At 66.6% G+C, this 20,278-nt stretch carries 14 protein-coding genes and 2 pseudogenes; 9 read left to right on the top strand and 7 right to left on the bottom strand.

Annotated elements, in window-relative coordinates; genetic code table 11:
* Both ABDV69_RS05440 and ABDV69_RS05435 read left to right on the top strand, forming a co-directional pair.
* Positions 1–232, top strand: a pseudogene (locus ABDV69_RS05440) (fumarate reductase/succinate dehydrogenase flavoprotein subunit); the annotation flags it as partial.
* Entirely contained in the window at positions 232–978 is a 747-nt protein-coding gene (locus ABDV69_RS05435) for a succinate dehydrogenase/fumarate reductase iron-sulfur subunit (RefSeq protein ID WP_343572333.1), read from the top strand. The pseudogene ABDV69_RS05440 and the gene ABDV69_RS05435, both read left to right, overlap by 1 nt.
* A 213-nt stretch (positions 979–1,191) precedes the next feature.
* On the opposite strand, the gene ABDV69_RS05430 is transcribed toward ABDV69_RS05435, so the two are convergent.
* Together ABDV69_RS05430 and ABDV69_RS05425 are read right to left on the bottom strand one after the other, a co-directional pair.
* Positions 1,192–1,680 carry a flavin reductase family protein gene (locus ABDV69_RS05430; RefSeq protein ID WP_343572332.1) on the bottom strand — a complete coding sequence of 163 codons (489 nt, stop codon included), beginning with the start codon at positions 1,678–1,680 and terminating at the stop codon, positions 1,192–1,194.
* A gap of 80 nt (positions 1,681–1,760) precedes the next feature.
* Positions 1,761–1,984, bottom strand: a pseudogene (locus tag ABDV69_RS05425) (isopenicillin N synthase family oxygenase); the annotation flags it as partial.
* Between the two features lie 472 nt (positions 1,985–2,456).
* Here ABDV69_RS05425 and arsM point away from each other — a divergent pair.
* Complete coding sequence (gene arsM / locus ABDV69_RS05420) at positions 2,457–3,251, top strand: arsenite methyltransferase (protein ID WP_343572330.1); 795 nt, start codon at positions 2,457–2,459, stop codon at positions 3,249–3,251.
* Positions 3,252–3,576: 325 nt separating this feature from the next.
* A complete protein-coding gene (locus tag ABDV69_RS05415) occupies positions 3,577–5,412 on the top strand; it encodes an acyl-CoA dehydrogenase (RefSeq protein WP_343572328.1) in 1,836 nt (611 codons plus the stop codon).
* Positions 5,413–5,670: 258 nt separating this feature from the next.
* Here the strand turns inward: ABDV69_RS05415 and ABDV69_RS05410 are convergent, their stop codons facing one another.
* Complete coding sequence (locus ABDV69_RS05410; protein ID WP_343572327.1) at positions 5,671–7,053, bottom strand: acetyl-CoA C-acetyltransferase; 1,383 nt, start codon at positions 7,051–7,053, stop codon at positions 5,671–5,673.
* A gap of 78 nt (positions 7,054–7,131) precedes the next feature.
* On the opposite strand from ABDV69_RS05410, the gene ABDV69_RS05405 reads away from it, so the two are divergent.
* A complete protein-coding gene (locus tag ABDV69_RS05405) occupies positions 7,132–8,484 on the top strand; it encodes a 3-oxoacyl-ACP reductase (RefSeq protein ID WP_343572326.1) in 1,353 nt (450 codons plus the stop codon).
* Positions 8,485–8,531: 47 nt separating this feature from the next.
* Positions 8,532–9,386: a MaoC/PaaZ C-terminal domain-containing protein gene (locus tag ABDV69_RS05400; RefSeq protein ID WP_343572324.1), complete on the top strand. Its 855-nt coding sequence runs from the start codon at positions 8,532–8,534 to the stop codon at positions 9,384–9,386.
* Here ABDV69_RS05400 and ABDV69_RS05395 read toward each other — a convergent pair.
* The 3 genes from ABDV69_RS05395 to ABDV69_RS05385 all read right to left on the bottom strand — a co-directional run bounded on the left by ABDV69_RS05395 (position 9,367) and on the right by ABDV69_RS05385 (position 12,458).
* Complete coding sequence (locus tag ABDV69_RS05395) at positions 9,367–10,623, bottom strand: chloride channel protein (RefSeq protein WP_343572322.1); 1,257 nt, start codon at positions 10,621–10,623, stop codon at positions 9,367–9,369. The genes ABDV69_RS05400 and ABDV69_RS05395 overlap by 20 nt on opposite strands.
* Before the next feature lie 4 nt (positions 10,624–10,627).
* Entirely contained in the window at positions 10,628–11,257 is a 630-nt protein-coding gene (locus tag ABDV69_RS05390) for a TetR/AcrR family transcriptional regulator (protein WP_343572320.1), read from the bottom strand.
* A 61-nt stretch (positions 11,258–11,318) separates the two neighbouring features.
* Positions 11,319–12,458 carry a glycoside hydrolase family 3 N-terminal domain-containing protein gene (locus ABDV69_RS05385; RefSeq protein WP_343572319.1) on the bottom strand — a complete coding sequence of 380 codons (1,140 nt, stop codon included), beginning with the start codon at positions 12,456–12,458 and terminating at the stop codon, positions 11,319–11,321.
* Between the two features lie 94 nt (positions 12,459–12,552).
* Between ABDV69_RS05385 and ABDV69_RS05380 the strand changes: the two genes are divergently transcribed.
* Positions 12,553–12,726: a DUF2613 domain-containing protein gene (locus tag ABDV69_RS05380; RefSeq protein ID WP_343572318.1), complete on the top strand. Its 174-nt coding sequence runs from the start codon at positions 12,553–12,555 to the stop codon at positions 12,724–12,726.
* Between the two features lie 127 nt (positions 12,727–12,853).
* Positions 12,854–17,059 carry an alpha-(1->3)-arabinofuranosyltransferase gene (locus ABDV69_RS05375; RefSeq protein WP_343572317.1) on the top strand — a complete coding sequence of 1,402 codons (4,206 nt, stop codon included), beginning with the start codon at positions 12,854–12,856 and terminating at the stop codon, positions 17,057–17,059.
* A 43-nt stretch (positions 17,060–17,102) separates the two neighbouring features.
* On the opposite strand, the gene ABDV69_RS05370 is transcribed toward ABDV69_RS05375, so the two are convergent.
* A complete protein-coding gene (locus ABDV69_RS05370) occupies positions 17,103–18,749 on the bottom strand; it encodes an acetolactate synthase large subunit (protein WP_343572316.1) in 1,647 nt (548 codons plus the stop codon).
* Positions 18,750–18,830: 81 nt separating this feature from the next.
* Between ABDV69_RS05370 and ABDV69_RS05365 the strand changes: the two genes are divergently transcribed.
* Positions 18,831–20,207 (top strand): NADP-dependent succinic semialdehyde dehydrogenase, encoded by a 1,377-nt coding sequence (locus ABDV69_RS05365; RefSeq protein WP_343572315.1) that lies wholly within the window; start codon positions 18,831–18,833, stop codon positions 20,205–20,207.
* Positions 20,208–20,278 lie beyond the last annotated feature (71 nt).

Here is a 20,278-nt window from a genome sequence, read left to right as displayed (position 1 = left end):
AAGCCGCGGCGGCCACACCCGCGACGACCACCCCGGAATGGACTCGTCGTGGCGCAAGGTTCTGCTGGTCTGCAAGGTCGCCGGCGACGACCCGGTGGTGCCCGACGTCACGGTGACCCACCAAGACCAGATGCCGATGCGGCCGGACCTCCTCGAGACCTTCGAGATCGCAGAGCTCGAGAAGTACTACACCGACGACGAGTTGGCCGACCACCCCGGACGGAGAGGCTGATGAGCTACAACGCAACCATGCGGGTATGGCGTGGCGACGAGGCCGGCGGTGGCTTGCAGGACTTCACCGTCGAGGTCAACGAGGGCGAGGTGGTACTCGACATCATCCACCGCCTGCAGCAGACCCAGACGCCGGACTTGGCCGTGCGGTGGAACTGCAAGGCCGGCAAGTGCGGCTCGTGCTCGGCCGAGGTCAACGGCAAGCCCCGGTTGATGTGCATGACGCGGATGTCGACCTTTGCCGAGGACGAGGTGGTCACCGTGACACCGATCCGGACGTTCCCGGTGATCCGCGACCTGGTGACCGACGTGTCGTTCAATTACGAGAAGGCCCGGGAAATACCGTCATTCGCGCCCCCGAAGGACTTGCAGCCCGGTGAGTACCGGATGCAGCAGCAAGACGTCGAGCGCTCGCAGGAGTTCCGCAAGTGCATCGAATGCTTCCTGTGCAACAACGTCTGCCACGTGATCCGTGACCACGAGGAGAACAAAGAGAACTTCGCCGGCCCGCGCTTCCTGATGCGGATTGCGGAGTTGGAGATGCATCCGCTGGACACCGCGGACCGGCGCGACCTGGCGCAGGAGGAGCACGGCCTCGGCTACTGCAACATCACCAAGTGCTGCACCGAGGTCTGCCCCGAGAGCATCAAGATCACCGACAACGCGCTGATCCCGATGAAGGAACGTGTCGCCGGCCGCAAGTACGACCCGGTGGTGTGGTTGGGCAACAAACTCTTCCATCGATAACAGCCGGGTGTTCAGTCGCCGCCGATCCGCGTACCGTCGGGTACCACCGGAAAGGCAGTGACCAATGACGATCCGAAAGCCCACCAGCGTCAACGACATTCGCAAGGCGATCGAGGAACTGACGGCGCGCGCGAACTCGCCTACACAGCAGGGCGTGACGAGGAAGGCTCGGAGGTCGAGAGTCGGATCCAGGCCTACCGCGAGGAGCTCGGTCTAGACGCCGAGGCGCCGGAAAAGGCTGCGGTGGAACACGATTGGCGTGACCTCCGCGTCGATCTGAATGTCGTTGACCCGCAACACCACGATCGTGTGATCTCCGGCCGGGACGAGTTGCTCGATCGCGGTTTCCATCCACACGCTGGTGCCCTGAATGAAGACCGCGCCGCTGGTGTTGGAGACGGTCTGCAGGTCGGCGAACCGATCGCCGGTCTTCGCGGCCAACGCCCGCGCGGCGCCGTCGTGTGATTCGCCCAGCAGGCTGATGCCCAGCGCCTTGACGTGCTTGAGCTTCGGCCACGTCGTCGAGCTGTTCTGCACACAAAACGACACCAGCGGCGGCTCGAGCGACACCGGGACGAACGTGCTGGCCGCCAGGCCCTCTCGGACACCGTTGACTTCGGCCGCGATCGCGATGATGCCGGACGGGAAATGGCCGAAGGCCTCACGCAGGGAGGTGGGCGTCAGCTTGTCTGGTGTATTCACCGGGCTTCACTCGCGTCGACGGGATTTCGTAGCGCCGACCCTACCCGTCTGGGCGTTACAACTTGCGCGCTGCCCGTCACGTAGCCATCGGCGGCCGCGACGTCCGGATGGGCCCGCGGCCGGGCATTGTCCGTACAGCGAGTGGATCGGGTCTGACGGATCGGTACGCCGCTCGGCCCGCCGCGCCAATTTCCGCGGGCAGCGACAGCGTCGGGATCTGCGCGTCCAGTCGCGGATCGTCAAAGTAAGGCACCCAGATGCGGTCCACCGACTGGCGTAGGTTGACCCGGTGCTCGGTGGCGCGGAACTGCAGCTGCAAGGCAAGGCCGCTATCGAAGGCTGGTTGCGTGGCCGGGCGCGTTGACGCTTCATCCAGCGCGACGACACGCCGACGTGACGCGCCCTGAGCGCGGGGTCAAATCCATAGGTGCACAATCGATCCCAGAGGCGCGCCGTCGACGGCGGCGGACCGTCTGAGCCCCGACCGGGCTGGTCAGATCACAGACGCATCCTTTGACATCGTCGTGGTCGGCTATCAGCGCCACCGGCCGCAGCCGGGTCGGCTCACCCAGCGCCTTGAGTGTGGCGGCGAGCCGCTCAGCGGCGGCCGCATCCAGCGCCGTATCGGCGATGGGCCAGCAGCACAGCGGTCGATCGAATCGCGCTGTGATCGCGGTCGCCGTAGGGATGGACGCCAGTACGACACACATTGACAGCCGTCGATGGATAGCGCACTCTGGGTCCCGTAGGAAGCTGTCGATGATGGGAGTACCGGAATGAACGAGACTAAGGACGGCGAGCTTCGGGATCAGGTTCGTGCCAACTACGGGGCGGCTGCCAGCGCGATCAGTAGCGGCGCCACCAACGGCGATGTGCTCACCGCGGCGAGCTGCTGCGGGTCGAGCGATTCGGTCGACGTCGGCACCATCTTCGGCGCCAGCCTCTACGGCGATGACGAGCACTCCGAGCTGCCCGCTGAAGCCGTTGCTGCCAGCCTGGGCTGCGGCAACCCGACCGCGGTCGCCGACCTGCACCCCGGCGAACGCGTCTTGGACCTCGGCTCCGGCGGCGGCATCGATGTGCTGCTCTCGGCCCGCCGGGTCGGTCCGACCGGATTCGCCTACGGCGTCGACATGACTGATGAGATGCTTGCTCTGGCCGAGGCGAACAAGGCCAAAGCCGGTGTCACCAACGTCGAATTCCGCAAGGGCACCATCGAGGACATCCCGCTGCCCGACGCAGCAGTCGACGTGGTGATCTCCAACTGCGTGATCAACCTGTCGGCCGACAAATCGGCCGTGCTCGCCGAGATGTTTCGGGTTCTGGTACCGGGCGGGCGGATCGGGATTTCCGACGTCGTCGCCGAGGATCACCTCGCCCCAGCCGAACGGGCTGAACGCGGGTCTCACGTCGGCTGCATCGCCGGCGCCCTGTCCCGGCAAGAGTACCTCGACGGTTTGGCAGCCACCGGATTCACCGATGCCTCAGTGAGTTTCACCCACGAAGTCGCCGAGGAAATGCATGGCGCGATTATCCGCGCCACCAAACCCGCAACATCGGTCAACGGCTAAACCGACACAGAGCAGACTCGCGCCCTGTCGGAAATCCCTGCGAGTCGATTGTGGCGGGCGGGTGACCTCCCGCCGCCGGCGGAGTGGCGCAGGTCCACTTCCGGTGGAGCGGTGACGCGTGGCACAGTTGCCAGCTTATTCACCATTGCCGCAGCTAGACCGCTATGCCACCGCCTCGATCAGCTTGAGGCCAACCGGTTGGTTGATATTTAGCTCACAGTCGCTTGCAACCGGTTACCAGCGGGTATAGTTTGAGTGTGTTACTGGTGGGTAACTTAGAACCTAGTACCCAACCACAGGTGGCGTTCTCATCGAGGAGGAACTAGTGAGCCACTATAAGAGCAATGTCCGCGACCAGATTTTCAACCTGTTCGAAGTCTTAGGCGTTGACAAGTCCTTCGGCGAAGGCGATTACACCGATCTGGATGCCGACACCGCCCGCGAAATGCTGACGGAGATGAGCCGACTGGCCGAAGGCCCGGTCGCCGACTCCTTCGTCGAGGGCGATCGCAACCCTCCGGTGTTCGACCCGGAGACCCACTCGGTGAAGCTGCCCGACAGCTTCAAGGCCTCGGTGCAGGCAGTCATCGAAGCCGGTTGGGACAAGGTCGGTCTCGACGAGGCGCTGGGTGGCATGCCGATGCCCAAGGCGATGCTGTGGGCGCTGCACGAGCACTTGCTCGGCGCCAACCCCGCGGTATGGATGTACGCCGGCGGTGCCGGATTCGCCCAAATTTTCTACAACCTGGCCACCGAAGAACAGAAGAAGTGGGCCATTATCGCCGCCGAGCGCGGCTGGGGCTCCACCATGGTGCTCACCGAGCCGGACGCCGGCTCGGACGTCGGCGCCGGCCGCACCAAGGCCATCCGCCAGGACGACGGCTCCTGGCACATCGACGGCGTGAAGCGGTTCATCACGTCCGGTGACTCCGACGACATGTTCGAGAATATTTTCCACCTGGTGCTGGCTCGTCCCGAGGGCGCCGGCCCGGGCACCAAGGGTCTGTCGCTGTTCTTCGTGCCGAAGTTTCTGTTCGACTTCGAAACCGGCGAGCCCGGCGAGCGCAACGGCGTCTTCGTCACCAATGTCGAGCACAAGATGGGCCTCAAGGTCTCCGCGACGTGTGAGCTCACCTTCGGTCAGCACGACGTCCCAGCTAAGGGCTGGCTGGTCGGCGAGGTGCACTCGGGCATCGCGCAGATGTTCGAGGTCATCGAGAACGCCCGCATGCTGGTCGGCACCAAGGCCATCGCGACGCTGTCCACCGGCTACCTGAACGCCCTGGCCTACGCTAAGGACCGGGTGCAGGGCGCCGACCTGACCCAGATGACCGACAAGACCGCGCCACGCGTGACCATCACCCACCACCCGGACGTGCGTCGCAGCCTGATGACCCAGAAGGCCTACGCCGAGGGTCTGCGCGCGCTTTACCTGTACACCGCCACCTACCAGGATGCGGCTGTCGCCAAGGCACTGCACGGTGTGGAAGCCGACCTGGCGGTCAAGGTCAACGACCTGATGCTGCCAATCGTCAAGGGTGTCGGCTCCGAGCAGGCCTACGCCAAGCTCACCGAGAGCCTGCAGACCTTCGGTGGTTCCGGCTTCTTGCAGGATTACCCGATCGAGCAATACATCCGTGACGCCAAGATCGACTCGCTCTACGAGGGCACCACGGCCATCCAGGCGCAGGACTTCTTCTTCCGCAAGATCGTCCGCGACAAGGGTGTGGCGCTGGCCCATGTGTCGGGGCAGATCGAGGAGTTCATCAAGAGCGAGTCGGGCAACGGTCGGCTGAAGGCTGAGCGGGCGCTGCTGTCCACCGCCCTGGCCGATGTCCAGGCGATGGCGGCGACGCTGACCGGCTACCTGATGGCCGCACAGGAAGACATCTCCAGCATCTACAAGGTCGGCACTGGTTCGGTGCGCTTCCTGATGAGCGTCGGCGACCTGGTCATCGGCTGGTTGCTGCAACGTCAGGCTGCGGTGGCCCTGGAGGCCCTGGACGCAGGATGCAGCGACGCCGACCGCTCCTACTACGAGGGCAAGATCGCCGTGGCATCGTTCTTCGCGAAGAACTTCCTGCCGCTGTTGACCAGCACCCGTCAGGTGTTGGAGACGATCGACAACGAGATCATGGAACTCGACGAAGCGGCGTTCTGAGACAACCAGGCTAGACCGCGAAATCCCCCGTCTCCCCATGGAGACGGGGGATTTTGCTTTGTACGATTCGTATCGAAGGGGCCGCCGCGGGATCCCCTCATTCCGTCGGCGGCCCCGGATTCGACCCGGTGCCTTAAGACAGGCGAACGGCCCGATACAAAGGACGCTCCGTGTTGTCATCAGGTCGGGGTTCGGACGACAACACGGAGCTATTCCAGCGATCGAATACCCCTGGGCTGACGTGGTTAAACACCGGCGTCAGGCCTCCAGGATGGCGGCGACGCCCTGGCCGCCGGCCGCGCAGATCGAGATCAGGCCGCGCACCGGTTTACCGCCGTTGGCAGCCTTGGCCTCGTGCAGCTGCTTGGCCAATTGCGCCAGGATCCGCCCGCCGGTGGCGGCGAACGGGTGCCCGGCCGCCAACGACGAGCCGTTGACATTCAGCTTGGACCGGTCGATGGACCCCAGCGCGGCGTCTAGGCCGAGCCGCTCCTTGCAGTACGCCTCGGACTCCCACGCCTGCAGGTGCGCGAGCACGACGGACGCGAACGCCTCGTGGATCTCGTAAAAGTCGAAGTCCTGCAGGGTCAGCCCGGTGCGGGCCAGTAGCCGCGGCACGGCATACGTCGGTGCCATCAGCAGGCCGTCGGCGCCGTTGACGTAGTCGACCGAGGCCGTCTCGGCATCGACCCAATACGCCAGCGGGGTGATCGAGTGCTCGGCGGCCCACTCGTCGGTGGCCAGCAGCGCCACCGAGGCGCCGTCGGTCAACGGCGTCGAGTTGCCCGCGGTCATGGTCGCGTCGCCGGCCTTCACGCCGAACACCGGTTTGAGCGTGGCCAGCTTCTCCGCCGACGAGTCCGGCCGCAGGTTCTCGTCGCGGTACAGGCCCAGGAATGGGGTGACCAGATCGTCGAAGAAGCCGCGGTCGTAGGCCGCCGCCATGTTGCGGTGGCTGGCCGCGGACAGCTCGTCCTGATCGACCCGTTTGATGCCCATCTGCTTGGCGGTGATCGCCTGGTGCTCGCCCATCGACAGCCCGGTGCGCGGCTCGCTGTTCACCGGGATCTCCACACCGAGGCTCGCGGGCAGCTTGCCGACCAGCTTGAGCCGGTCGACGTTGGACTTGGCGCGGCGCAGTCCGAGCAGGGTGTGGCGCAGATTGTTGCCCAGCGCGATCGGCGCATCGGAGGTGGTGTCAACTCCTCCTGCCGCCGCCGCCTCATAGCGACCCGCGGCGATGCCGTCGGCGGCGGCGATCGCCGCCTGCAATCCGGTGCCACAGGCCTGCTGCAGGTCGAACGCCGGCGTGTAGGACGACAGGGCGGAGCCGAGCACGCATTCGCGCATCAGGTTGAAGTCGCGGCTGTGCTTGAGCACGGCGCCGCCAATGACCGCGCCGAGTCGCTCGCCGGACAGGTTGAACCGATCGACCAGCCCGCTCAGCGCGGCAATGAACATGTCCTGGTTGGAGGCCTGGGCGTAGGCGCGGTCGGAGCGCGCGAACGGGATCCGGTTGCCACCCAGCACCGCGACGCGTCGTCGGGTCGCCTGGGAGCGTGCAGAGGTGCTTTCCGCTGAGGTGCTTTGAGAGGGCACGGTTATCTCCGTCAATTGATGGTTATCCGGTGTTGGGGCCATGCTACCCACTGTTCTTACTCTAGAGTAAGTTACCTTTCGACTACCGTACAGATACCCGACCGCATGGAAGGCAAGCCAGTGGCACCCGATCTATTCTCCCAAGTCGTCAACTCCGGGCCCGGTGCGTTTCTCGCCAAGCAACTTGGCGTGCCGCAGCCCGAGAAGCTGCGGCGCTATCGGGCAGGTGAGCCACCGCTGGCCGGGTCGTTGCTGATCGGCGGCGACGGCCGGGTGGTCGATCCGATGCGGGCGGCGCTGGACACCGACTACGACGTGGTCGGCGCCAATCTCGGTGGACGCTGGGCGGATTCGTTCGGCGGTCTGGTGTTCGACGCGACCGGCATCACCACACCGGCCAGATTGACCGCCCTGCACGAGTTCTTCACCCCGCTGATGCGCAACATCGGCCACTGCGGTCGCATCGTGGTCGTCGGCACCACCCCAGCGGACGCCGAGACCAGCGACGAGCGGATCGCCCAGCGCGCGCTGGAGGGCTTCACCCGCTCGCTGGGCAAGGAACTGCAGCACGGCGCCACCGTCTCGCTGGTCTACCTCTCCCCCGACGCCAAGCCCGCCGCCACCGGCCTCGAGTCGACCCTGCGGTTCCTGCTGTCGGCCAAGTCGGCTTACGTCGACGGGCAGGTGTTCTGCATCGGCGCCGCCGACTCCACACCGCCCGCCGACTGGGACCGGCCGTTGGACTCCCAAGTCGGTGTCGTGACCGGGGCCGCGCGCGGCATCGGTGCGACGATCGCCGAGGTGTTCGCGCGTGACGGTGCCCGCGTCGTGGCGATCGACGTGGAGGCCGCCGCGGAGTCGTTGGCCGAGACGGCCACCCGCATCGGCGGCACGGCGCTGACTCTCGACGTCACCGCCGACGACGCCGTCGACCGGATCACCGAGCATCTGCGCGACCATTACAACGGCCACGCCGACATCCTGGTCAACAACGCCGGGATCACCCGCGACAAGCTGCTGGCCAATATGGACGACGCGCGGTGGAACTCGGTGTTGGCCGTCAACTTGCTTGCGCCGCAACGTCTTACCGAGGGCCTGGTCGACAACGGCAGCATCGGCGAGGGCGGCCGGGTGATCGGCCTGTCGTCGATGGCCGGCATCGCGGGCAACCGCGGGCAGACCAACTACGCCACCACCAAGGCGGGCATGATCGGCCTCACCCAAGCGCTGGCGCCGAAGCTGGCCGCCAACGGCGTCACGATCAATGCCATCGCCCCTGGCTTCATCGAGACCAAGATGACGGAGGCCATTCCGCTGGCCACCCGCGAGGTGGGCCGCCGGCTCAACTCGCTGTATCAGGGCGGCCAGCCGGTCGACGTGGCCGAAGCGATCGCCTACTTCGCCAGCCCGGCATCAAACGCGTTGACAGGCAACGTCATCCGTGTCTGCGGCCAGGCCATGTTGGGAGCCTGACGCACCGATGACGATGCAGAGCGAAGCTATCAGCAGGAGTGGCGCTGATGGCTGACGCGCAACCCAGCGGCCTTAAGAACATGTTGCGCGCGGCAGCCGGGGCGCTGCCGTTCGTGCCACGCAGCGGCCAACTGCCCGGCCGGACCGTGACGGTCGACGAACTGCCGATCGATCGCACGAATGTGGCCGAGTACGCGGCGGTCACCGGTCTGCGTTTCGGCGATACCGTGCCGTTGACGTACCCGTTCGCACTGACCTTCCCGTCGGTGATGTCGCTGGTGAGCGGGTTCGACTTCCCCTTCGCCGCAATGGGATCCGTGCACGTGGAAAACGAGATCACCCAGTACCGTCCGATCAGGGTGACCGACACGGTCAACGTCGCGGTGCATGCGGAGAACCTGCGTGAGCACCGCAAGGGGCTACTGGTCGACGTCGTCACCGATGTCAGCGTCGGCAACGAGGCGGCCTGGCATCAGGTCACGACGTTCCTGCATCAGCAACGCACCAGCTTGTCCGACGAACCCAAGTCGCCACCGCAGAAACAGCCCAAGTTGCCTGCGCCCAAAGCGATCCTGCGGATCAGCCCCGGCCAGATCCGTCGCTATGCCGCCGTGGGCGGGGATCACAACCCGATCCACACCAGCTCGGTCGGGGCCAAGCTATTCGGCTTCCCCACCGCCATCGCGCACGGAATGTTCAGCGCGGCAGCGGTACTAGCCAACCTGGAGGCCAGCCTCCCCGACGCGGTGAGGTACTCGGTGCACTTCGGCAAGCCGGTGCTGCTGCCGGCCAGCGCCGGGTTGTACGTCGACCAGGTCCAGGACGGCTGGGACATCAGCCTGCGCAACATCGCCAACGGATATCCGCATCTGACCGGGCAACTCAGGGCACTGCAGCCCTAGATTTTGCACGCACGCCGCCACCACCCGCCAGCCAGCGGCGCAGGCCATCCGACGCGAAAGCGCTGGTCAAAAAGACCAGGTGCAACCAGATCGGCGGCCTGGCGATTTCCCAGACGAACATCGCGGCCCAAAGCGGCGCCTTCTGGGTGATCGCCAGCACGCCTGCAGCGCCGGCGAGCGCGATCGCCGGCACGTGCAGCTGCGTTCCTGTCAACGAATTCACAGTCAAGGCAACGATTGACCCCGTCGCCGCGCCGGTGGCTAGCGCCGGTGTGAGCAAGCCGCCCGTCGCGCCACTACGGAGATACAAGCCCGTCAGAGCAGGCTTGAGAACGAGAATCACCGCAGCTGCCAGGATCGTGATATTGGTGTCCAGGCTGACCGCGAGGACGCTTTTTCCGTTGCCAGGCAGTTCGGGCAACCACTGCGAACACAAACCCATCAGCGCACCTGTAGCGGCGATCGCCGGAATCAACCGCCATGATCGCCCGATTCGCGCGACAACTGCCGCGTTCATCAGGCGGTTGAATCCCGTTCCGACGGCTAATGTCAGCGGACTCAACAACAACGCGATGCCGATGAGGCTAAACGAGACATGCAGGCTGGGCCAATCCAGCACCGGCTTATAATGGGTGACCACAGATGACACGGCGGCCGCCAGACTGGACGAAATCAGCGCGGTACCCATCACCTTCGGGTTCCAGGTTTTCAGCATCACCCGAGCGGCGAAAAGTGCCCCGCCGATCGGGACCGCGTAGACCGCAGCGAGACCGGCGCCGGCAGCGCAGGCCAATAGGATTTCACGGTCACGGCGGGACAGTCTCTGCAACCACCCAATGCCGATATCGCCGAGAGCGGCGGCAAGTTGGCGGGGGGCCCCTTCTCGCCCGAGCGACGCACCCGAGCCGACGGCTACAATCTGCACAGCGGCGTCAATACCGAAGGGCGCCAGTGGTATTCGGTCACCACGGGCAATAGCCCCGGCCAGTGGCGGAACGTCTACCCGAGATCGCAGTAACCACCACCCCGAGCCGGCGATCGCACCACCGATCACCGGTCCGAGGGCTCGCCGGATCGGGCTGCTCGCGGCGACGCCCTCGAATAGAGATCCGAAGGCGTAGTGGTAGGTGAGGTGCTCGACGGAGCGCAAAAGCAGTGTCGTCGCCAAACCGGCGAGCCCGGCCAGCAGCCCGACAATCACCACCGCACAGAAGAAATCAGCGTTGCGGCTGCGCATTCAACTAGTCGATTTCGGCGACGGGTTCGGTGACGTCTTTGTCCATTGGTTTGCCCTTCAGGCCGCGCCAGAACAGGTTGATCATCACCTCGGCCGCGCCGTCGACGTCGGTGTCGCCGGTGCTGAGCCGGTTGGCGATCGCCTCACCGGCACCTACCAGCGCGGCCGCGGTCATCTCGAAGTCGGTGTCGGGCTCGGGATTGCGGGTACCGGCCTGCAGGACTCGCACTACCAGTGCAATGATTCGCTCACGCGCCTCCCGGACGGTGTGGGCGAATGCCTGCGAGTTGGTGGCCTGGGTGTACATCACGATCCAGGACGCGCGGTTGGCGTCGATGTAACGCATGAACGCGACAATTGTGTTGTGCAGCAGGTCTCTCGGGCTCTGGTTGAGGTCGATGTCCGCGCGCACCCCGTCGATGAATCGCGCCAGTTCGCGGTCCAGGCATGCACCGAACAGCTCCTCTTTGGAGCCGTAGTACAGGTAGAGCATCGGCTTGGAGATCTCGGCCTTTGCCGCAATGACATCCATCGAGGTGTCGTGGTAGCCGTTGATGGAGAACATTTCGACCGCGGCATCGAGCATCTGCTGCTCACGGACAGCGCGAGGCAGCCGCTTGGTACCACCTGCCATATTGTCCCCTTCTGGCCAACGCGCCCATTCAGACTAAGCAATCCGGGGTCGCGCCGCCGAATCACGGTCCGCAGTCCGACTTGGGGCCCTTGAACTTGGCGATCCGCTGCACCGATGCGTCGACGCCTGCGACCGTCAACTCCCCTGCGGCGACGGCCTTCTCCAGCCGATCCATAACCGCGGGCACCTCGTCGGTGGTGACCCACAGCGCGACGTCGGTGCCGGCCTGCAAGGTGCGCAGCACCGCGTCGGGCACGCTGTAGCGGTCCTTGATGGCGAGCATGCTGGACAGGTCGTCACTGAAGACCGGTCCGTCGAAGGCGGGCGCCCGGTAGCCGGTGCCGGTACGCAGCAACTGCACCGCGGCCCGGCTGACGCTGGCCGGCTCGTCGCCGGTGAGCCCGGGCACCTGCAGGTGGCCGACCATCACCCCGAGCGGGGCCTGAGTAACCAAGGTTCGATAGGGCACCAGATCGTCGGTCTGCAGCTTCGACAGCGGCGGCGTGGCGACCCCGCCGGTGTGTGAATCGCCGGACCCGTGGCCGTGACCGGGGAAATGCTTGATCACCGGCAGCAACCCGGCGTCCCGCAGGCCGCGGGCGTAGGCGGCGGCGTACTCGGTGACTGTCGCCGGTTCCGAGCTGAACGACCGGTCGCCGATCACGGTGTCGTCAGGGGCATCGGTGACGTCAACGTCCGGCGCAAAGTCGACGGTGATGCCGAGGCCGCGCATCTTGTGCCCGCGGTCGAGCGCCATACCGTAGACCTGGTCGGGGGAGTGCGTCTGGGCCAGCTCACGGGCCGACGGCGCCGGTCCGATCAGCTTGGACAGCCGCGCCACCCGGCCGCCCTCCTCGTCGACGCTGACCGCCAGCGGCAGGGCCGTGCTGACGCTGAGGTCCTTGACCAGGTTGGGGCCCAGCATCGACAGGTCGGTCCAGCTGCCGATGAAGATGCCCCCGACGTGGTAGGTCGTCACCACGGCTTTGGCGTCGTCTCCGTTGCGCACGCCCACCATCAACAGCTGAGCGAGCTTGTCGCGTAGCGGGATGGCCGTCGGATCGCCGCATGCCGGCTTGGCCGGCGGTTGCGCTGTGACTGCCGATGACGTCGTCGGCGCGGACTGTTGCGGGGCATGGCTACACCCCGTCATCAGTGCCGCGACGGCGGCGAGCACGGCCAGGATGCGCGGCAGACCCATCAGGCCATGTTGTCATGGGGTTGACCCGGCCGTGCGGCCGGCGACCTCAGTGGCTGCGACCTCGTCTTCGACGTCCTCTGCTAGTTTTGCAGCCATGAATCGCTTTGTTGCGCCCGCCGCCGCCAGTCTCGTGGTCGGCTTGCTGCTGGGTGCAGCCGCGATCTTCGGGATCACGTTGATGGTGCAGCAGGACACCAAGCCGCCGCTCCCCAGCGGCGACCCGCAGTCGTCAGTGCTCAACCGGGTCGAGTACGGCAACCGCAGCTAGCCGCGGCCGCCCGGTGACGATGCGGGCCGAGCAACGGCCCGTTGAGGAGCCGGGCAGTCGGGGGCGGACGATGCGGGCCGGGAAACGACCTGTCGAGGAGCCGGGCAATCAGACTTCCGCCGATGCAATGCCGTTGGCGCGACAGTGGCTGTGGTTGGTCAGCGCGGTCGCGCTGACCCTGAGCTTCGGCTCCGCCCCTGGCCGGATCTCTCCGGACACCAAGCTCGACCTCACCGCCAACCCGCTGCGCTTTCTGGCCCGCGCCACCAATCTGTGGAACAGCGAACTGCCGTTCGGGCAGGCGCAGAACCAGGCCTACGGCTACCTGTTTCCCCATGGCACGTTTTTTGTGGCCGGTCATCTGCTCGGGCTGCCGGGCTGGATCACCCAGCGGCTGTGGTGGGCGCTGCTGCTGACCGTCGGCTTCTGGGGGCTGCTGCGCGTGGCCGAGGCGCTGGGCATCGGCAGCCCGACGTCGCGGGTGGTCGCGGCCGCGGCGTTCGCGCTGTCGCCGCGGGTGCTGACCACGATGGGGTCGATCTCGTCGGAGACCCTGCCGATCGTGTTGGCTCCTTGGGTGTTGCTGCCGACGATCTTGGCATTGCGCAGCAACGATCCAAGCGGCCGCCCGGTGCGGCGGCTCGCCGGTCAAGCCGGGGTGGCGGTGGCGCTGATGGGTGCCGTCAATGCGATCGCGACGCTGGCGGGCTGTCTGCCCGCGGTGATCTGGTGGGCGTGTCATCGGCCCAACCGGCGGTGGTGGCGCTACACCGCGTGGTTGCTGCTCGCCATGACGTTGGCCATGACGTGGTGGCTGGTGGGTTTGATCCTGATGGCCCGGATCAGCCCGCCGTTCCTGGATTTCATCGAATCGTCCGGGGTGACGACGCAGTGGTCGTCGGTGGTCGAGGTGCTGCGCGGGACCGACAGCTGGACACCGTTCGTGGCGCCCACCGCCACCGCGGGCGCGCCGCTGGTCACCGGCCCGGTCGCGATCCTGGCCACCTGCCTGGTGGCGGCGGCCGGGCTGGCCGGCCTCGCGATGAGCGGAATGCCTGCCCGCGGCCGGCTGGTGACGATGCTGCTGCTCGGCATGGCGCTGCTGGGCGTCGGATACAGCGGGGGGCTGGGTTCGCCGGTGGCGCAGCAGGTGCAGGCGTTCCTGGACGCCGGCGGCGCACCGCTGCGCAACGTGCACAAGCTGGAGTCGCTGATCCGCATCCCGGTGGTGTTGGGGCTGGCTCAGCTGCTCGGCCGGGTTCCATTGCCCGGTTCAGCGCCGAAACCGGTGTGGCTGAACGCGTTTGCTCATCCGGAACGCGACAGGCGGGTCGCGGTCGGGCTCGTGGTGCTGACGTCGCTGGCGGCCGCGACGTCACTGGCGTGGACCGGTCGGATCACCCCGCCCGGCACGTTCACCGCGATTCCGCGGTATTGGCATGACACCGCCGACTGGCTGACGGCGCACAACACCGGCTCGCCGACCCCGGGCCGCGTGCTGGTGGTCCCGGGCGCGCCGTTCGCCACTCAACTCTGGGGCACCACCCACGACGAGCCGCTGCAAGTGCTCGGCGACAGCCCGTGGGGTGTGCGCGACTCCATTCCGTTGACGCCGCCGCAGACGATTCGCGCGCTGGACTCGGTGCAGCGCTTGTTTGCCGCCGGAACACCGTCTGCCGGACTCGCCGATACGCTTGCCCGTCAGGGGATTTCGTATCTGGTGGTACGCAACGACCTGGACCCGGACACGTCGCGATCGGCCCGCCCGATCCTGGTGCACCGGGCGATCACCGGATCGCCCGGGCTGCAGAAGGTCGCCGAGTTCGGCGGACCGGTCGGGCCTGCGCCGATGGCGGGCTTCGTCTTCGACAGCGGGCTGCGTCCGCGCTATCCCGCCGTCGAAATCTACCGCGTCGCTGCCATGTCCGGCGATCCCGCCGCTCCCTATCTGGCCGACGTCGACCAGTTGCCGCGCATCGACGGCGGCCCGGAGGCGCTGCTGCGGCTCGACGAGCGCCGCCGGCTGTCCGGTCAGCCGCCGCTGGGTCCGGCGCTGCTGACCGCTGATGCGGTGGCGGCAGGTCTGCCCGTACCGGTCGCCGTAGTCACCGATACCCCGCTGGCCCGGGAGACCGACTACGGCCGGGTCGACGACCATTCGTCGGCGATGCGGGCCGACGGCGACGCCCGGCGCACCTTCAACCGGGTGCCCGACTATCCGGCCCCGGGCAGCGAAACCGTCTACGGCGCTTGGACTGGCGGCCGGCTGACGGCGTCCAGCTCGTCGTCCGACTCGACGGTGCTTCCCGACGTCGCCACCGCCGCGTCGCCCGCCGCAGCCGTCGACGTCGATTCGGCGACCGCCTGGGTGTCCAACGCGCTGCAGTCGGCGGTCGGCCAATGGCTGCAGGTCGATTTCGACCAGCCGGTGACCAACAGCGTCATCACCATCACCCCCAGCGCGACCACCGTCGGCGCCCAAGTCCGCCGGGTCGAGATCGAAACTGCCACCGGAACAACGACACTACGGTTCGACGAGGCGGGCAAGCCGGTCACCGGCGCACTGCCCTACGGCGAAACCCCGTGGGTGCGTATCACGGCGATCGGCACCGACGACGGATCGCCCGGAGTGCAATTCGCGATCACCGACTTGTCGATAACCCAGTACGACGCCAAGGGCTTCGCGCATCCGATCAACATTCGCCACACCGCCCTGGTCCCTCCTCCCCCGCCGAATACCGCTGTCGCACAATGGGATCTGGGGTCCGAATTGCTAGGCAGGCCGGGCTGCGCCGAGGGGCCGGGGGACCCGGTGACCATGCGGTGCGCGCCGTCGATGGCGCTGACCGCCGAATCGCCGGCCACCTTCAGCCGCACCTTGAGCGTGCCCGCGGCGATGTCGGTAGTGCCGACGATCTGGGTGCGGGCCCGGTCCGGACCCAAGCTGGCCGACCTGGTCGCCGAGCCGGACACCACGCAGGCCCACGGCGATGCCGATTCCGTCGACATCCTCGGCGCGGCCTACGCCGCCACCGACGGCGATCCGGCCACCGCATGGACGGCGCCGCAGCGGGTCGTGCAACACAAGACAGCCCCGACGCTCACCCTCACCTTGCCGCGGCCGACCGAGGTGACCGGGCTACGACTGACACCCAGCTCGTCTCCGGTGCCCGCCCACCCGACCATGGTGGCCGTTGACCTCGGCGACGGCCCGCAAGCTCGAACGATGGAAATGTCTGGGCCACAGACCCTTTCGCTACGGCCCCGCGTCACCGACACCGTCACGATCAGCCTGCTGGACTGGCCGGACGTCATCGACCGGACCGCGGTCGGCTTCGACCAACTCAAACCACCGGGGCTCGCCGAGATCGCAGCGCTGGACACCGACGGCAGACCGATCGCCGCCGCCGACGCCGCCCGCAACCGGGGTCGTGCGATCGCCGTCGACTGCGACCACGGTCCGATCATGGCGATCGCCGGCCGATTCGTGCACACCGAAGTGCATACCACCGTCGGGGCGCTGCTCGACGGCGCTCCGGTCGCCGCCCAGCCGTGCGACACGCAGCCGATCGATCTGTCCGTCGGCCAGCAGGAGCTGGTGGTCAGCCCCGGAGCACAATTCGTCGTCGACGGCGCGGACCTGACCGGTCCTTTCACCACCCCGTCAGCCGGTGTCACCCCGGTGCGTACCGGTGCATGGGGCCCGGCCCGCCGCGAAGTGCAGGTGGCGGAGACGAAAACAGCGCAGATATTGGTCGTCCCGGAAAGCATCAACGCCGGCTGGGTAGCGCGCACCAGCACCGGAACTCGGTTGCAGCCGTTGGCCGTCAACGGATGGCAGCAGGCCTGGATAGTGCCGACCGGCACGTCCGGCACCGTCACACTGAGCTTTGCGCCGAACGCGCTGTACCGGATCGGCCTGGCCGGCGGCTTGGCGCTGCTACCGCTGTTGGCTGTGCTGGCGTGGTGGCCGCCGCGACGTCGCCCGGACGATCCCGCGCCGAACCCGTGGGCACCCGGACTCTGGGCCGTGATCCCGATCCTGGCCGTCGGCGCCGTGATCGCCGGGCCCGCGGGCATCGCGGTGTTCGGCGCCGCGCTGGGCTTGCGATGGGCGCTGCGCACACGTCCACACCGACGCGACGCCGTCACGCTGTGGCTGAGCGCCGGCGGACTGATCCTGGCCGGCGCGGCACTATCCCGCCACCCGTGGCGGTCGGTCGACGGTTACGCGGGCCATTCCGCCTGGGTACAGCTGCTGGCGCTGATTTCCCTTGCCGCGCTGACGGCCTCGACAGTTCAGCCAGCGTCGTGGCGTAAATCCGTCCGATAGGAAATTCGGTGAGCGGCGCAACGCCACCCCCGCCCGACCGCTCTCACAGCGTCTCGTCCAGTCGACCCAATCGGTCGGTCAGTCGCATGTTTTCCGAGTAATCAACCGGGCAGCAGATCAGCGTGACACCGTCATCTGCGAGAGCAGCCTTCAACGTGGGCAGCAGTTCGTCGGCGCTTTCGATCCGATAACCCTTGGCGCCAAAGCTTTCCGCATACTTCACGATGTCGGGATTGCCGAACTTCACATAGTGGTGCTCGCCGAGCTCGAGGTCCATCTTCCACTCGATCAGACCGTATCCGCCGTCTTCCCAAATCAGCACCACCAGCGGAATCTTCTCCCGGACCGCGGTCTCTATCTCCTGGGAGTTCATCAGGAACGCGCCGTCGCCGGCCACCGCCAGCACCTTCGACTCCGGTTGAGCCAACTTGACCCCCATCGCACCGGGTAGCGCGAAACTCATGGTGGACAAGCCATTTGAGAGTAGGCAGGTATTGCGCTGGTAGGTCGGGTAGAGCCGCGCCATCCACATCTTGGTGGCGCCGGTGTCGACCAGCACCACGTCGCTGCGGCCCAGCGCGGCACGGGTATCGGCGACCACCCGCGCCGGTGCCATCGGAAAACGCGAATCCTGTTGTCCCCGCTGGAATTCCTCGCTGAGCAGACCGGCGCCGGGGATGTCCGGGTCGGCGACGAAGACGTGATCGTCGAGAGCATCGGTAATTGCATCCAGCGAGGCGCTGATGTCACCGATGATTCCCACGTTGACCGAGTAGTGCGCGTCGACCTCGGCCGGAAACCGGTGGATGTGGATAATCTTCTTGTCGGCCTCGGGGTTGATCCGGACCGGGTCGAATTCCTGCAGTTCGTAGCCGACCGCAAGGACGACGTCGGCGTTGTCGAAGCCGAAGTTGACGTAGTCGTGCCGCATGAACCCCATTGCCCCGATGGAGTTGGGATGGTCGTCGGGCATGACGCCCTTGCCGTGGAACGTGTTGGCCACTGGGATGTCGAATTTCTCGGAGAACCGGACCAGGGCGTCGGTCGCGTCGGCGCGGGCGGCGCCGTGGCCGGCCAGTACCACCGGGCGCTTGGCTTGGCGCAGGATGTCGACGGCCCGTGCCACCTGACGAAAGGCCGGCGCATCGGCGTGAACAACATTGCGTGGCAACGGCTTTAAGTCATATTCGGCGACGTCTGCATCTATCTGCTCGGGCACCGCCAGGTACACCGCGGCCGGACGTTCGGTCTCGGCCAGCTTGAACGCTTTGCGGACCATCTCCGGTATCGCGTGTGCGGTCGGGATGTCGGCGGCCCATCGGGTGATCGGCGCGAACATCGACACCAGGTCGACGTACTGGTGCGATTCCTTGTATTCGCGGTCCTGGCCGACCTGAGCGGAGATCGCGACCAACGGCGTGCTGTTGGTGGTCGCGTCCGCGACGCCCAACTGCATGTTGATCGCTCCCGGGCCCAGCGTGGCCGATACCACTGCCGCCCGGCCGGTGACGCGGCCGTACATCTCGGCCATGAACGATGCCGCCTGCTCGTGGCGGGTGAGCACGTAGCGGATCTTGGACGCGGCGATCGCCTGCACGAAGCGGATGTTCTCCTCACCAGGCAGCCCGAAGACCACCTCGACGCCCTCGTTTTCCAGGCACTTGACTATCAGTTCGGCGGCTTTGCTCATCGGCCCCTCCCTTGTTGGGAACGTTAGTGGCAGGCTAGGTGCTGGAAGATCCAACAACTATCGCAACCGAAGGATGTCAGCGTGCCCATCGCCACCGTCAACCCGGCCACCGGCGAGACAGTCAAAACCTTCTCCCCCGCTAGCGACGCCGAGGTCGAAGCCGCGATCGCCCGTGCTCACGAACGATTCCTCGACTACCGCCGCAACACCACGTTTGCCCAGCGCGCGGAGTGGGCACACGCCACCGCCGATCTATTGGAGAAAGAGGCCGACGAGGTCGGCGCGATGATGACCCTCGAGATGGGCAAGACGCTGCGGTCGGCCAAGGCCGAAGCGCTCAAGTGCGCCACGGGTTTCCGCTACTACGCCGAATACGCCGAGAAGCTGCTGGCCGACGAGCCCGCCGAGGCGTCCAAGGTCGGCGCGAAGCGGGCCTACACCCGCTGGCAGCCACTCGGGGTGGTGCTGGCCGTGATGCCGTGGAACTTCCCGCTGTGGCAAGCCGTCCGGTTCGCCGCCCCGGCGCTGATGGCCGGCAACGTCGGCCTGCTCAAGCACGCCTCCAATGTGCCGCAGTCGGCGCTGTATCTGTCCGACGTGATCGCGCGCGGCGGCTTCCCGGAGAACTGTTTCCAGACGCTACTGGTGTCCTCCAGTGCGGTCGAGGCCATCCTGCGCGACCCCCGGGTCAAGGCGGCCACGCTGACCGGAAGTGAGCCGGCCGGCCAATCCGTCGCCGCCATCTGCGGCGACGAGATCAAGCCGACCGTGATGGAACTCGGTGGCAGCGACCCGTTCATCGTGATGCCCTCGGTCGACCTCGACGAGTCCGTCAAGACCGCGGTCACCGCCCGGGTGCAGAACAACGGCCAATCCTGCATCGCTGCCAAGCGGTTCATCGTTCACACCGACATCTACGACGCCTTCGTCGACAAGTTCGTCGAGAAGATGGCGGCGCTGCGGGTCGGCGACCCGACCGACCCGGACACCGACGTGGGCCCGCTGGCCACCGAGTCCGGCCGTGACGAAATCGCCAAGCAGGTCGATGACGCCGTCGCCGCAGGCGCGAAGGTTCGCCTGGGCGGTACGACGCCCGAGCGGCCGGGCTGGTACTACCCGCCGACGGTCGTCACCGACATCTCCAAGGACATGGCTCTCTATACCGAAGAGGTGTTCGGACCGGTCGCCTCGATGTACCGCGCCTCGGGCATCGACGAGGCGATCGAGATCGCCAACGCCACCACGTTCGGCCTGGGGTCCAACGCGTGGACCAACGACGAAGCCGAGCAGGAGCGCTTCATCGACGACATCGAGGCCGGGCAGGTCTTTATCAACGGGATGACGGTGTCCTACCCTGAACTCGGGTTCGGCGGTGTCAAGCGATCCGGCTACGGCCGCGAGCTCGCGGACCTCGGGATCAAGGCGTTCTGCAACGCCAAGACGGTCTGGGTGGGCTAGTTCTTGCTCTGCCGAGCAGACGCAAAATCGCCCAAAACCCCGTTGCTTCCGGTGATTTTGCGTCTGCTCGG

The sequence above is a fragment of the Mycobacterium sp. genome (assembly GCF_039583785.1).
GTDB lineage: Bacteria > Actinomycetota > Actinomycetes > Mycobacteriales > Mycobacteriaceae > Mycobacterium.
Note: the sequence above shows the minus strand (reverse complement) of the source record. Positions and strands in the feature narration are given on the sequence as shown.

Bases quoted from the DNA above. Each gene is read 5' to 3' on its own strand.
- ABDV69_RS05435 (WP_343572333.1), top strand. From the start codon at position 232: ATGAGCTACAACGCAACCATGCGGGTATGGCGTGGCGACGAGGCCGGC.
- arsM (WP_343572330.1), top strand. From the start codon at position 2,457: ATGAACGAGACTAAGGACGGCGAGCTTCGGGATCAGGTTCGTGCCAAC.
- ABDV69_RS05410 (WP_343572327.1), bottom strand. From the start codon at position 7,053: ATGGCCCCAACACCGGATAACCATCAATTGACGGAGATAACCGTGCCC.
- ABDV69_RS05400 (WP_343572324.1), top strand. From the start codon at position 8,532: ATGGCTGACGCGCAACCCAGCGGCCTTAAGAACATGTTGCGCGCGGCA.
- ABDV69_RS05395 (WP_343572322.1), bottom strand. From the start codon at position 10,623: ATGCGCAGCCGCAACGCTGATTTCTTCTGTGCGGTGGTGATTGTCGGG.
- ABDV69_RS05390 (WP_343572320.1), bottom strand. From the start codon at position 11,257: ATGGCAGGTGGTACCAAGCGGCTGCCTCGCGCTGTCCGTGAGCAGCAG.
- ABDV69_RS05385 (WP_343572319.1), bottom strand. From the start codon at position 12,458: ATGGGTCTGCCGCGCATCCTGGCCGTGCTCGCCGCCGTCGCGGCACTG.
- ABDV69_RS05380 (WP_343572318.1), top strand. From the start codon at position 12,553: ATGAATCGCTTTGTTGCGCCCGCCGCCGCCAGTCTCGTGGTCGGCTTG.
- ABDV69_RS05375 (WP_343572317.1), top strand. From the start codon at position 12,854: ATGCCGTTGGCGCGACAGTGGCTGTGGTTGGTCAGCGCGGTCGCGCTG.
- ABDV69_RS05370 (WP_343572316.1), bottom strand. From the start codon at position 18,749: ATGAGCAAAGCCGCCGAACTGATAGTCAAGTGCCTGGAAAACGAGGGC.